The following is a 12,494-nucleotide window of genomic DNA, read 5'->3' as shown; positions in this document are numbered from 1 at the left end:
TTCTCGTGGGTCAGCCGGCCAGGGCGTCGGCACCCGAGACGATCTCGCTGATCTCCTGGGTGATCTCCGCCTGCCGGGCCGTGTTGGCCAGGCGGGTGTAGGTACGGATGAGGTCCTCGGCGTTGTCGGTCGCCGTGTGCATCGCCCGCTGGCGCGAGGCCAGCTCGGACGCGGCGGCCTGGTGCAGCGCCGTGAAGATGCGGGCGAGGATGTACTGCGGCAGCAGCGCGTCCAGCACCACCTCGGGTGAGGGCTCGAACTCGTAGAGCGGCAGGGGGTCCTCCCCCGGCGGCACCACGCCCTCCACCACCTCGAGCGGGAGGATCCGGACCACGCGCGGCTCCTGGCGCACCATCGAGAGGAACCGCGTGTAGACGATGTGGATCTCGGACACGCCGCCGTCGCTCACCGGCGCGCGGAACGCACGCAGCAGCTCCTCGGCGATGTCCCGCGCCGTCTCGAGCTGCGGCGCGTCGGAGTTGCCCGTCCAGGTCTTGACCATGGGCCGGGACCGGAAGTGGAAGAAGCCCACCCCGCGGCGGCCGGCCACGTACAGGACCGGCTCCTTGCCCTCGTCGATCAGGCGCGCCTGGAGCCGCTCGGCCTCCCGCAGCAGGGAGGCGTTGTACGCGCCCGCCATGCCGCGGTCCGCCGTCACCACGAGCACCGCGACCCGGTTGGTGTCCTTCCGCTCGGACGTGAGCGGATGGTCCACCTGCGCGTGGGTCGCGACGGCCGAGACCGCCTGCGTGATGGCGCGCGAGAACGGGGCGGCGGACTCGGCCTGGGCGCGCGCCCGGCCGATCCGCGAGGCAGCGATCAGCTCCATGGCCCGGAAGACCTTCTTCAGGGTCTGGGTGGAGCGGATGCGCTGCTTGTAGATGCGCTGCGAGCCGGCCACGCTCAGCCCCGCTTCTGCCGGACGATCGTCTCCTGCTCGACGTGCAGCTCCTCGCCGTCGTCCGTCGCGTCCTCGACCAGCAGCGAGCCGTCCGAGGTCGTGAACGTCCGCGTGAAGTCTTCGACGGCGGCCTGGAGCGCCTGCTCCGTGGCGTCGTCGAGCTTGCCGGAGTCCGCGATGGTCGACAGCACGTCGGTGGACCGGCGCACGTGGTCGATCAGCTCGCGCTCGAACCGCAGCACGTCGGCCACCGGCACGTTGTCGAGGTGACCCTTCGTGCCCGCCCAGATGGAGACGACCTGCTCCTCGACGGGGTACGGGGAGTACTGCGGCTGCTTGAGCAGCTCGGTCAGGCGTGCACCACGGTCGAGCTGCTGGCGCGTCGCGGCGTCCAGGTCCGAGGCGAACATCGCGAACGCGGCCAGCGAGCGGTACTGCGCGAGCGTGAGCTTGAGCGTGCCCGAGACCGACTTCATCGCCTTCACCTGCGCGGCACCACCCACGCGGGAGACCGAGATGCCGACGTCGACAGCGGGGCGCTGGTCGGCGTTGAACAGGTCCGACTGCAGGAAGATCTGGCCGTCGGTGATCGAGATGACGTTGGTCGGGATGTACGCCGAGACGTCGTTCGCCTTGGTCTCGATGACGGGCAGGCCCGTCATCGAGCCGGCGCCGAGGTCGTCGGACAGCTTCGCGCAACGCTCGAGCAGGCGGCTGTGCAGGTAGAACACGTCGCCGGGGTACGCCTCGCGGCCCGGCGGGCGGCGCAGCAGCAGCGACACCGCGCGGTAGGCCTCGGCCTGCTTGGACAGGTCGTCGAACACGATGAGGACGTGCTTGCCCTCGTACATCCAGTGCTGGCCGATCGCCGAGCCGGTGTAGGGGGCCAGGTACTTGAAGCCCGCCGGGTCGGACGCGGGCGCGGCGACGATCGTCGTGTACTCCAGCGCGCCGGCGTCCTCGAGCGCACCGCGCACGGCGGCGATCGTCGAGCCCTTCTGGCCGATCGCGACGTAGATGCAGCGCACCTGCTTCTCCGGGTCCCCGGAGTCCCAGTTGGCCTTCTGGTTGAGGATCGTGTCGATCGCGATGGCGGTCTTGCCCGTCTTGCGGTCGCCGATGATGAGCTGACGCTGGCCGCGGCCGATGGGGATCATCGAGTCGATGGCCTTGATGCCGGTCTGCAGCGGCTCGTGCACGGACTTGCGCGACATCACGCCGGGCGCCTGCAGCTCGAGGGCGCGGCGCGTCGTGGTCTCGATGTCACCGAGCCCGTCGATCGGGGTGCCGAGCGGGTCGACGACGCGGCCCAGGTACCCGTCCCCGACGGCGACCGAGAGCACCTCGCCCGTGCGCCGGACCTCCTGGCCCTCCTGGATGCCGGCGAACTCGCCGAGGACCACCACACCGATGTGGCGCACGTCCAGGTTCAGCGCGAGGCCGAGCGTGCCGTCCTCGAACGTCAGCAGCTCGTTCGCCATGGCGCCCGGCAGGCCCTCGACCTCGGCGATGCCGTCGGCGGCGAGCGTGACCCGCCCGACCTCCTCGCGGGCGTCGGCGGTGGGCGTGTAGGAGCTGACGAACGTCTCGAGCGCAGCCCTGATCTCCTCGGGCTTGATCGTGAGCTCAGCCATCGGTTCCTTCTCTCGTTGCTCTCGCGCTCTCGCGTGCGCGAGACACGGTGTACGTGTGGTGTCGGGCGGTCAGCCGGCGATCCGGCGTCGCGCTTCCTCGAGCTTGGACAGGATGGTGGCGTCGACCACCTCGGCGCCGACCTGGATGCGCAGCCCCCCGAGGAACGAGGGGTCGACGCCCGCGTTGACGTGCACCTCGGTGCCGTACGCGCGGGACAGGATCCCGGTGAGCCGGTCGAGCTGGGCCTGCGTGAGCGGGGCTGCGGACAGCACGCTCGCCACAACCCGCTTGCGGCGCTCCGCGGCCAGCTCGCCGATCCGGGCGAGGCGGCCCGTCACGGACCGCTGGCGCAGCGCCGAGACCGTTCGCCGCACGAGAGCGATCGTCTCGGGGCTCGCGCCCTCGAGCACGCGCTCGGCGAGACCGACCCGGTTCTCGGCCGGGAGCCTGCGCGCGGCGAGCGCCACCCGCAGCTCCCGCTGGTCGGCGAGCACCCGGCCGAACCGGAACAGCTCGTCCTCGACCGTCATGAGGCCGGGACCGTGCTCGGCGGCGACGAGCTGCGCCGTCGTGCCCAGGTCCTCGAGCGCGTCTGGCAGGTCGGTGTCCGCCGACCAGCGCTCCCGCGCCATGCCCGCGACCAGCGCCACGACGTCCGGCCGCACCGAGCCACCGAGCAGGCGCTCCGCGAGCTCGGCCTTCGCGTCTGCCGACCGGGTGGGGTCGGTGAGCGCGCGGCGCAGCGACGCCGAGGAGTCGAGCGCGTCCACGACGGCGAAGATCTCCTCGCCGACCTGGCCCGCCTGCTCCCCCGCGGCCGCGAGCACAGGCTCGAACCGCTCGGTCGCCGTCGTGAGCGACGCCTTGCTGGTCGCGCGCATCAGCCCTCCGTCGGACGCTGGTCCGTGGGACCGGCTGTCGCAGCGGTCGGCGCGGTGCTCGCGTCGAGCTCGTCGAGGAACCGGTCCACGAGGCGCGACTGACGCGCGTCGTCGGCGAGCGACTCGCCCACGATGCGCGAGGCGAGCTCGGTCGCGAGGCTGCCGATGTCCGCGCGGAGCGAGACGACGGCGGACTGCCGCTCGGCCTCGATCTGACGGTGGGCGTTCTCGACGATGCGCTGCGCCTCGGTCTGGGCCTTCGCCTTCGCCTCGGTGACGATCTCGGCGCCCTCACCGGTGGCTCCCTCGCGGATGCGAGCGGCCTCCTGGCGCGCGGCCACGAGCTCGGCGTCGCGCTCCGCCTTGGCGGCCTCGGCCTCGGCCTGGACCTTCGCGGCGTGCTCGATGCCACCCTCGATCTTCGCGGCGCGCTCGTCCAGCAGCGCGGTCATCTTCGGCATGAGGTACTTGAAGAAGAAGAACGCGAGGATCGCGGTGACGATGAGCGAGCCGACGATGTCGTACGACGCGGGGAGGAAGACCTCGATCCCCGACACCGCCTCGTCGGCCAGCAACGTCCCCGGCATCAGAACAGGAAGCCGGTGATCAGGCCGAGCAGTGCGAGCACCTCGACGAAGGCGACACCGATGAACATGTTGGTGCGCAGCGTGTTGGTGACCTCCGGCTGGCGCGCCATGCCCTCGAGCGCCTTGCCGATGAGGATTCCGAGGCCGATGCCGGGGCCGATCGCGGCGAGGCCGTAACCGACGGTGGCGATGTTGCCGTTGAGCTCGGCGAGGATGTCCATGGTTGTCCTTCCTGAGGCGGCGGGTTCCTTACCCGTCGTCGGGGTGGTGGGGTCGAAGGGCGGGTGCGGTGCGCTGACCGGTCGCGCCGCGGCGGCTCAGCGCGAGCGGATCAGTGCTCCTCCTCCACCGACATCTGGATGTAGACGGCGGTGAGGAGCGCGAAGATGTAGGCCTGCAGGGCGGCGACGAAGAGCTCGAAGCCCGTGATGCCGATCCCGGCTACGAACGTGAGCACGCCGGTGAGCTTGATGAGGCCGCCACCGTCGAGGATGAGGAAGCTCGTGGCGCTGAAGCACAGCACCAGCATGAGGTGGCCGGCCATCATGTTGGCGAGCAGTCGCAGCGCGAGGGTGAACGGCCGGAGCACGAACACCTGCAGGATCTCGATCGGCGTGAGCAGGATGTACAGCGCCTTCGGCACGCCCGGCGGGAAGAGGTTCGTCTTGAGGAACCCGCCCAGCCCTTGGGCGCGGATGCCGGCCGCCAGGTAGGTCACGTACGCGATGAGCGCGAACAGCAGCGGCAGACCGACGACGGACGTGCCCGCGATGTTGAGGAACGGGATCACACCGCCGAGGTTCATCACGAGGATCGAGAAGAAGATCATCGTGATGAGCGGGGTGTAGCGACGGCCGAGCTTCTTGCCGAGCGTCGACTCGCAGATCTGCACCCGCACGAAGTCCAAGAGCAGCTCCACCACGCTCTGGGCGCGTGAGGGCACGAGCTTCGCGTGCCGGGTGGACAGCCACAGCCAGAGGATCAGCCCGATCATGAGGATGTAGCGGACCAGCTGGATGCGGTTGATCTCGAACGGAGTGCCGTCGAACCAGATGGCAGGCGGGAAGAACTCCTGGATGGACGGGGCGTGGAAGCCCGATCCGTGATCGCTCTCGGCCATGAGAAGTCCAGCCGTGTTCATGCTCTCCCCGGGTCTTGTGGTTCGGCGCAAGGCCCAGCAGCGGCGCTCTCACGCCGTTGTGTGCTGGCTCAGCGGGTCTGGTGGCAGCCTACCGGATGGCCCGGACTGGTCCGGGTGATCGCCGACGGGCGGGACAGACGCCCGGGTGTGGGCACGGTCACACCGCCCGCGCGGGGCGCGTCACTGCTCGGGTGTGCTGCCCGCCGAGGGGTTGACGACCGGGATCCGCGCACCGCGGACGGCCATCGTCTCGATGACGAGAGAGGCCAGCACCATCACCACGAGGGTGACGGCGAGCACGACCTTGTCGTAGAACGTGCGGCCCTGCAGGGACGCCAGGATCGCGATGATCACGACCATCTTGACGACCCACCCACCGAGCACCGCGACGGCGAGGAACTGGGGTGATCGGCCCTCACCCAGCTGCATGGTCACCACCGTGGTGAGGCAGAAGATGACGCCGACCAGACCGCCGAGCAGCCCGCCCCACAGGCCGGGCGTCCCCCGCAGGAGCAGCCCCAGCAGCGCACCGAGCACGGTCACCGCCGCGGTCACGACCACGAGCCGGCGCAGGATCTGCGCGAACAGCTCGCGAGGGGTGGTCGGGGGGCCGGCGGGGGTGCGTCGCGCGTCGGTCACGGCACCTACTTTCTCACGGCGCCTCGGCCCGCGCTGCAGCCGAGCGGTCGCCGGAACGGTCGCCCGCTCAGGGCGTGCGTGCCCGCTCGTGCCGCAGCCGCGCGCCCCCGCGGACCGGCAGCGGCACGAGCGTCACGACGATCCCGATGGCCACGGCCACCGTGAGCGCGACCACCATGGTCCGCGCGGGCAGGAAAGCGAAGCCGACCGCCCCGAACGCGAAGACCGTCGTCCAGCAGTACATGATGAGGACCGCCCGCCGGTGGGAGTGCCCGCGCGCGAGCAGGCGGTGGTGCAGGTGCCGCCCGTCGGCGGTGAACGGTGACTTTCCTGCACCCACGCGGCGCACGACGGCGAACGCGAAGTCGACCAGCGGCACGAGCATCACCGCGACCGGCAGCAGGATCGGCAGGAAGGCGGGGAACGTCGCCACCTCGTACTGCACGCCCGGGTCGATGTTTCCGGTGACCACGACGCCGGCGGCGGCGAGCGTGAGCCCCAGGTACAGCGCCCCGGAGTCGCCCATGAAGATCGAGGCCCGGTAGAAGTTGTGCGGCAGGAACCCGAGGCACGAGCCGACGACGGCGGCCACCACCATCGTGGCGAGGTCGGAGTAGTCCGACTCCGTCGCCACGGTCAGCAGGTACGAGTACACGAAGAAGGCGAGACCGCCGATCGCCACCATGCCGGCGGCCAGCCCGTCGAGGCCGTCGACGAAGTTGACGGCGTTCACCGCGACCAGCACGACGAGCAGGGTGATCACGAGCGACATCGTCGAGGACAGGATGCTCAGCCCGAAGAGCGGCAGCGTCAGGAGCTGGACGCCCTGCCACACCATGACCCACGCGGCGAGCACCTGGCCCGCCAGCTTCGTGACCCAGTCGAGGTCCCAGATGTCGTCCGCGGCGCCGAGCAGGCAGATGAAGGTCGCGGAGCCGAGGATCGCCCACGCCTGGTTCGAGGCCTCGAAGACCTCGCCGAGGAACTCCGTGCGCGAGGCGACGAGGAGCGCGACGGCGAACCCCGCCATCATCCCGACGCCGCCCAGCCGCGGGGTCGGCACGCGGTGCACGTCGCGCTCGCGCAGCGGGGTCACCGCGTTCACCCGTCGGGCCAGCACGCGGACCGCGGGGATCACGAGGAAGGTCACGGCCGCGGCGATCGCCATGACCAGGAGGTAGATCCTCACGCGGGCGGACCGCCGTCCTCACCGACGCGATCGGTGTGCTCGCCGTCGCGGCCGGGGTGCTCGCCGTCGCGGCCGGTTGGCTCGCCATGCTCGCCGGACGCCCCTGCGGGAGCAGGCGTGGGGGCGAGGTGCGGGACCACCCGACCGAGCTGCTCGCCCGTGACCGCACCCGCGCGCACGACCCGCAGGACCGGCCCGGTGGCGTCCACGATCGTCGAGGCGACCCCGCCGCGCGCCGGCCCGCCGTCGAGGTAGGCGGCCACACGGGCGCCCAGCTGGTCGCGTGCGCCGTCGGCGGTCGTGGCCGCCGGGGCGCCGGTGCGGTTCGCGGACGACACCGCGAGCGGCCCCGTCCGGCGCAGCAGCTCGAGGGCCACTTCGTCGTCGGGCATGCGCAGCGCGACCGTCCCGGCGGTGTCACCGAGGTCCCACGTGAGGGTGGGTTGCGCGCGCAGGATGAGCGTGAGCGCGCCGGGCCAGAACGCCTCGGCGAGCGCACGCGCCGCAGGAGGCACGTCGACGGCGAGCACGTCGATCATCGCCGGCGACGCCACCAGCACGGGCGGCGGCATCTGCCGACCGCGACCCTTCGCCGCGAGCAGCGCCGTGACGGCGTCGGCGTCGAAGGCGTCGGCCGCGATGCCGTACACGGTGTCCGTCGGCAGGACGACGAGCCCCCCGTCCGCGAGCACCCGGGCCGCCTGGTCGATCGAGTCGGCGCGGGCGTCGTCGTCACAGGGCAGCACGATCACGCGCTCGATCCTGCCACCGATCGGGGCTCGACCCGGTCCGCTCGGCGCGCGCGGCGCCCTGGACGGTGCCGCTCCGGGCGCCTTTCCGACCACCCTCCGGGCGCCCCGATGGTCCGCTCACGCCCGAGCCGCCCGCGCGCGGTCCCGCCGGGATGCCACGATCGTCCCGTGTCCCCTGCCCCGCCGTCGCCTCGCCCCGGCCACCGTCGGGCATGGGCGGTCGCCTTCGTCCTCGCGCTCGCCGTCAACCTCTGGGTGCTGTACGCCCCGCGCGTCCCGGGCCCGCCGGGCGGCCTGCGGCTGGACCTCCTCGGGCATGCCGCGACGTTCGCCGCGCTCACCGCGACCGGGCTGCTCGCGGGCATCCCGACGCGCCTCCTGCTCGCCGCAGTCGCCCTCAACGCGGTCGTGAGCGAGCTGGTCCAGCACTTCTTCCTGCCTCACCGCAGCGGCGACGTCACCGATCTCGCCGCCGACGTCGTCGGGATCGCGCTCGGTGTCCTGCTGCACCGCTGGTTCACCGCGCGCGCGTCCCGCCCGCCCCGCGCGTGAGGCCGCGCCGCCGGCCCTCCGCTCGACCCGCCCCGCGCACGGGGCACGCGCGCGTCGTCGGCGAGTGTGCGCCGTCGGGCATGCGCTCGACTCACCGCACGGCGCGCACGCCCCGGGGGCGACCGGTGAGGTCGTCGAACGACGTCACCTCGCGCAGGCCCGCGGCCAGCGCGGCCTGGCGCGCCGCGGCCGCCTGGACCTCGGCGTGCTCCATCACGAAGACTCCGGCGGGACGCAGCAGGCGCACCGCGGCGCGCACGACGGCGCGCGGAACCTCCAGGCCGTCGGCTCCCCCGCCGTAGAGCGCGAGCTGGGGGTCGTGGTCGCGGACCTCGGGGTCCACGGGAACGGCGTCCGGGGGGATGTAGGGCGGGTTGGCCACGAGCACGTCGACGGCGCCGTCGAGCGCGGCGAGGAGCTCGACGTCGCGCACGTCACCGACCAGCACCTCGAGGTCGGCGCCGACGCGCTCCGCGTTGGCGCGGGTGAGCGCCACCGCCTCCGGGGAGGCGTCGACGGCGAGCACGCGCACCCGCTCGACCTCGGTCGCCAGCGCGAGCGCGATGCCACCGGCGCCGCAGCACAGGTCGACGACGACGGGCGCACGACCGGCTCGCGCGACCTCGCGAGCGGCGTCGATCGCGTGCTGCGCGACCACCTCCGTCTCGGGCCGCGGCACGAACACGCCGGGCCGGACGAGCAGGTCCAGATGCCGGAACGTCGTCCGGCCGAGCAGGTGCTGGAGCGGCTCGCGGCGACGGCGCCGCTCGACCAGCTCGGCGAAGGCGGCGGCGAAGGTGTCGGGCAGGTCGACGCCGACGAGGTACTCCAGCCGATCGCGCCCCAGCGCGTGCGCCGCGAGGGCGCGCGCGTCGTGCCCGGGCGAGGGCACGCCCGCCTCGGCGAGCAGCGCGGTGGCGCCGGCGACGTACTCCCGCAGCGACGCCGTCGGGCGCTCGTGCGTCACGACTCGCCCGCGGCGGCGAGCTTCGCCGCCTCGTCCACCTCGATCGCGGACGCGATCACGGCGTCGAGGTCGCCGTCGAGCACGGCGTCGAGGTTGTAGGACTTGTAGCCCGTGCGGTGGTCGGCGATGCGGTTCTCGGGGAAGTTGTAGGTCCGGATCCGCTCGGACCGGTCGACGGTGCGCACCTGCGAGCGGCGGGCCTCACTCGCTGCAGCCGCGGCCTCCTCCTGGCGCGCCGCCAGGATCCGCGCGCGCAGCACGCGCATGCCGGCCTCGCGGTTCTGCAGCTGCGACTTCTCGTTCTGCATCGAGACGACGATCCCGGTGGGCAGGTGGGTGATCCGCACGGCCGAGTCGGTGGTGTTCACGCTCTGCCCGCCCGGGCCGGACGAGCGGAACACGTCGATACGCAGGTCGCCGGGCTCGATCGCGACCTCGCCCTCGTCCTCCACCTCGGGCAGGACGAGCACCCCCGCCGCGGACGTGTGGATGCGCCCCTGCGACTCGGTCACCGGGACGCGCTGCACGCGGTGCACGCCGCCCTCGTACTTCAGGTGCGCCCACACGCCGTCGGGCTCGCCGTCGGCGCCGACGCCGCGCGACTTGACCGCGAGCTGGACGTCCTTGAACCCACCCAGCGCGGACTCGGTGGCCTCGAGCACCTGGGTGCTCCAGCCGCGGCGCTCCGCGTAGCGCGTGTACATCCGCAGCAGGTCGCCGGCGAAGAGCGCCGACTCCTCACCGCCCTCGCCCGCCTTGATCTCGAGGATCACGTCGCGTCCGTCGTCGGGGTCGCGGGGCACGAGCACGCGGCGCAGGTGCTCCGCGGCGGCCTCGCTCTGCTCGAGCAGGGCCGCGTGCTCGCCTGCGAAGTCCTCGTCCTCGGCGGCGAGCTCAGCGGCGGCCTCGGCGTCGTCGCTCGCCTGGCGCCAGGCGCGGTAGGCCGCGACGACGCGGCCCAGCTCGGCGTAGCGCCGCCCGACGGAGCGGGCGCGGCCGGCGTCGGCGTGCAGCGCGGGGTCGGCGAGCTCGGCCTCGAGTCGTGCGTGCTCGGCCAGCATGGGCGCCACGACGGCGAAGTCCTCGGCCATGTCACTTCCTCTCAGCACCGCGGTGGTCGGCGCAGCCGTCGCTGCCCGGAGACGACGCGAGCGCCGGCACCCTGGCGGGTGCCGGCGCTCGTCGACGTCGTTACTTGGCGGTCTTCTTGCCGTACCGCGCCTCGAACCGGGCCACGCGGCCGCCGGTGTCGAGGATCTTCTGCTTGCCCGTGTAGAACGGGTGGCAGGCGCTGCACACGTCGGCGCTGATGTGGCCGGACGTGGCGGTGCTACGGGTGGTGAAGGTGTTGCCGCAGGTGCACGTCACCTCGGTGATGACGTACTCGGGGTGGATCCCGCTCTTCATGGTGTCCTCCAATTCGGGGAGCCGCCGGGTCGCCGCTCGTGCGAGTGACGTGAACCGGGGGCCAGCGTTCTATTCTGCCACCCGCGTCAAGTCGCGGGTCGCCCTCAGCCGACGAGCTCGTTGGCCTGGCTCGGGACCGTCGGGGTGGTCTTCTGGACGGTCATGAGGAACTCGGCGTTCGTCGGGATCTCGCGCACCTTACCCAGAAGAAGCTCGAGCGCCGGCTGCTGCTCGAGACCGCCCATGAGGCGACGCAGCTTCCAGACGATCTTGAGCTCGTCCGCGGAGATGAGGATCTCCTCGCGGCGGGTGCCGGAGGCGTTCACGTCGATCGCCGGGAAGATGCGCTTGTCCGCGAGCTGGCGGGACAGGCGCAGCTCCATGTTTCCGGTGCCCTTGAACTCCTCGAAGATGACCTCGTCCATCTTCGAGCCCGTCTCCACGAGCGCGGAGGCCAGGATCGTCAGCGAGCCGCCGTGCTCGATGTTGCGCGCGGCGCCGAAGAACTTCTTGGGCGGGTAGAGCGCGGACGCGTCCACACCACCGGACAGGATGCGGCCCGACGCGGGAGCGGCGAGGTTGTAGGCCCGCGAGAGCCGCGTGATGGAGTCCAGCAGCACCACGACGTCCTTGCCGAGCTCGACGAGACGCTTGGCGCGCTCGATCGCGAGCTCCGCGATGATCGTGTGGTCGCCCGGGGGACGGTCGAACGTCGAGGCGATGACCTCGCCCTTGACCGTGCGCTCCCAGTCCGTGACCTCCTCGGGACGCTCGTCCGCGAGCACCACCATGAGGTGGACCTCGGGGTTGTTCGTGGTGATCGCGTTGGCGAGCTGCTGCATCACGATCGTCTTGCCCGCCTTGGGCGGGGCCACGATGAGGCCGCGCTGGCCCTTCCCGATCGGCGAGACGAGGTCGATGATGCGGGCCGTGACGGCGCGCGGCTCGGTCTCCAGGCGCAGGCGCTGCTGCGGGTAGAGCGGGGTGAGCTTGCCGAACTCGGGGCGCTGACGCGCGCGGTCCACGCTCATCCCGTTGACGGTGTCGAGGCGGACCAGCGCGTTGAACTTCTGGCGCTGGTTGCCCTGGGACTCACCCTCACGGGGGGCGCGTACCGCACCGGTGATCGCGTCGCCGCGACGCAGGCCGCTCTTCTTGACCTGGTTGAGGGGCACGTAGACGTCGTCCGAGCCGGGGAGGTACCCGCTCGTCCGGACGAAGGCGTAGTTGTCGAGGATGTCCAGGACGCCGGCGACGGGGACGAGCACGTCGTCGTCGGTCACCTCGACCTCCTCGTAGGCGACCTGGGCCTCACCGCGGCCGCCGCGACGCTTGCGGTCGCGGAAGCGGTCACGACCCCGACGGCGACGGCCGCCCTGGTCGTCGTCGTACACGTCGGGGCCGGCGGCCTGACGCGTCCGGTTGTTCTGGGAACTCGCCGAGCCGGCCGAGCCGGAGCCCTGGTTGCCGCCCTGGTTACCGCTGGGCTGGCCGCCCTGGCCGCCCCGGACGGGGGCGTCCTCGGCGCGGGGCTCGGGCAGCTTGATGTCCTCGAGGCTCGCGCGGCGTCCGTCGCGCTGCTGGCCGTTCTGGCCGTTCTGGCGGTTCTGGCCCTGGCGGCCGCTCTGCGCGTTGTCGCGCTGGCCGCCCTGGGAGTTCTCGCGCTGGCCGTTCTCGCGCTGCGCATTGCGCGCGCCGTCGCGCTGGCCCTCGCTCGAGTCGTCACGCGGGGCGTTGCGCACGCTGTCGCGCTGGCCACCCTCGCTCGAGTCGTCACGCGGGGCGTTGCGCACGCTGTCGCGCTGGCCACCCTCGCTCGAGTCGTCACGCGAGGCGTTGCGCA

14 protein-coding genes are annotated in these 12,494 nt (G+C 72.3%); 1 reads left to right on the top strand and 13 read right to left on the bottom strand.

What is annotated here, in order from left to right:
• Positions 1-10 precede the first annotated feature (10 nt).
• The 9 genes from FH969_RS04255 to FH969_RS04215 all read right to left on the bottom strand — a co-directional run bounded on the left by FH969_RS04255 (position 11) and on the right by FH969_RS04215 (position 7,725).
• Positions 11-901: a F0F1 ATP synthase subunit gamma gene (locus FH969_RS04255; RefSeq protein WP_139986255.1), complete on the bottom strand. Its 891-nt coding sequence runs from the start codon at positions 899-901 to the stop codon at positions 11-13.
• Between the two features lie 2 nt (positions 902-903).
• Positions 904-2,535 (bottom strand): F0F1 ATP synthase subunit alpha, encoded by a 1,632-nt coding sequence (gene atpA, locus FH969_RS04250; protein WP_139986254.1) that lies wholly within the window; start codon positions 2,533-2,535, stop codon positions 904-906.
• Positions 2,536-2,604: 69 nt separating this feature from the next.
• The gene (locus FH969_RS04245) at positions 2,605-3,417 is read right to left on the bottom strand and encodes a F0F1 ATP synthase subunit delta (RefSeq protein ID WP_139986253.1); all 813 of its coding nucleotides are present in this window, start codon (positions 3,415-3,417) and stop codon (positions 2,605-2,607) included.
• Positions 3,417-4,004, bottom strand: coding sequence for a F0F1 ATP synthase subunit B (locus FH969_RS04240; protein ID WP_108717898.1), 588 nt, complete (start codon positions 4,002-4,004; stop codon positions 3,417-3,419). The genes FH969_RS04245 and FH969_RS04240 overlap by 1 nt, the downstream gene beginning before the upstream one ends.
• Positions 4,004-4,225 (bottom strand): ATP synthase F0 subunit C, encoded by a 222-nt coding sequence (atpE, locus tag FH969_RS04235; RefSeq protein WP_108717899.1) that lies wholly within the window; start codon positions 4,223-4,225, stop codon positions 4,004-4,006. The genes FH969_RS04240 and atpE overlap by 1 nt, the downstream gene beginning before the upstream one ends.
• Before the next feature lie 110 nt (positions 4,226-4,335).
• Positions 4,336-5,124, bottom strand: a complete 789-nt coding sequence (gene atpB, locus FH969_RS04230; RefSeq protein WP_234417749.1) for a F0F1 ATP synthase subunit A — start codon at positions 5,122-5,124, stop codon at positions 4,336-4,338.
• 201 nt (positions 5,125-5,325) lie between these two features.
• Positions 5,326-5,784: a Cg1360 family ATP-synthase-associated protein gene (locus FH969_RS04225; protein ID WP_139986252.1), complete on the bottom strand. Its 459-nt coding sequence runs from the start codon at positions 5,782-5,784 to the stop codon at positions 5,326-5,328.
• A gap of 67 nt (positions 5,785-5,851) precedes the next feature.
• A complete protein-coding gene (locus tag FH969_RS04220; protein WP_139986251.1) occupies positions 5,852-6,973 on the bottom strand; it encodes an MraY family glycosyltransferase in 1,122 nt (373 codons plus the stop codon).
• The gene (locus FH969_RS04215; protein WP_246071695.1) at positions 6,970-7,725 is read right to left on the bottom strand and encodes an L-threonylcarbamoyladenylate synthase; all 756 of its coding nucleotides are present in this window, start codon (positions 7,723-7,725) and stop codon (positions 6,970-6,972) included. Before FH969_RS04215 ends, FH969_RS04220 begins: the two co-directional genes overlap by 4 nt.
• 168 nt (positions 7,726-7,893) lie before the next feature.
• Between FH969_RS04215 and FH969_RS04210 the strand changes: the two genes are divergently transcribed.
• Positions 7,894-8,277, top strand: coding sequence for a VanZ family protein (locus FH969_RS04210; protein WP_108717903.1), 384 nt, complete (start codon positions 7,894-7,896; stop codon positions 8,275-8,277).
• 91 nt (positions 8,278-8,368) lie between these two features.
• Here the strand turns inward: FH969_RS04210 and prmC are convergent, their stop codons facing one another.
• From prmC to rho, 4 genes are all read right to left on the bottom strand, one after another.
• The gene (gene prmC, locus FH969_RS04205) at positions 8,369-9,244 is read right to left on the bottom strand and encodes a peptide chain release factor N(5)-glutamine methyltransferase (RefSeq protein ID WP_139986250.1); all 876 of its coding nucleotides are present in this window, start codon (positions 9,242-9,244) and stop codon (positions 8,369-8,371) included.
• Positions 9,241-10,335, bottom strand: coding sequence for a peptide chain release factor 1 (gene prfA, locus FH969_RS04200; RefSeq protein WP_108717905.1), 1,095 nt, complete (start codon positions 10,333-10,335; stop codon positions 9,241-9,243). The genes prmC and prfA overlap by 4 nt, the downstream gene beginning before the upstream one ends.
• A 100-nt stretch (positions 10,336-10,435) precedes the next feature.
• Positions 10,436-10,651 carry a 50S ribosomal protein L31 gene (gene rpmE / locus FH969_RS04195; RefSeq protein WP_108717906.1) on the bottom strand — a complete coding sequence of 72 codons (216 nt, stop codon included), beginning with the start codon at positions 10,649-10,651 and terminating at the stop codon, positions 10,436-10,438.
• A gap of 104 nt (positions 10,652-10,755) precedes the next feature.
• Positions 10,756-12,494, bottom strand: a 1,739-nt coding sequence (gene rho, locus FH969_RS04190; RefSeq protein WP_180359666.1) for a transcription termination factor Rho, incomplete at its 5' end; no start/stop codon positions are given.

The organism is Miniimonas arenae, from assembly GCF_006351005.1.
In the GTDB taxonomy this organism is placed as follows: Bacteria; Actinomycetota; Actinomycetes; order Actinomycetales; family Beutenbergiaceae; genus Miniimonas; species Miniimonas arenae.
This window is presented reverse-complemented; position numbering and strand designations above follow the sequence as displayed.

Bases quoted from the DNA above. Each gene is read 5' to 3' on its own strand.
- atpA (WP_139986254.1), bottom strand. From the start codon at position 2,535: ATGGCTGAGCTCACGATCAAGCCCGAGGAGATCAGGGCTGCGCTCGAG.
- FH969_RS04245 (WP_139986253.1), bottom strand. From the start codon at position 3,417: ATGCGCGCGACCAGCAAGGCGTCGCTCACGACGGCGACCGAGCGGTTC.
- FH969_RS04240 (WP_108717898.1), bottom strand. From the start codon at position 4,004: ATGCCGGGGACGTTGCTGGCCGACGAGGCGGTGTCGGGGATCGAGGTC.
- atpE (WP_108717899.1), bottom strand. From the start codon at position 4,225: ATGGACATCCTCGCCGAGCTCAACGGCAACATCGCCACCGTCGGTTAC.
- atpB (WP_234417749.1), bottom strand. From the start codon at position 5,124: ATGGCCGAGAGCGATCACGGATCGGGCTTCCACGCCCCGTCCATCCAG.
- prfA (WP_108717905.1), bottom strand. From the start codon at position 10,335: ATGGCCGAGGACTTCGCCGTCGTGGCGCCCATGCTGGCCGAGCACGCA.
- rpmE (WP_108717906.1), bottom strand. From the start codon at position 10,651: ATGAAGAGCGGGATCCACCCCGAGTACGTCATCACCGAGGTGACGTGC.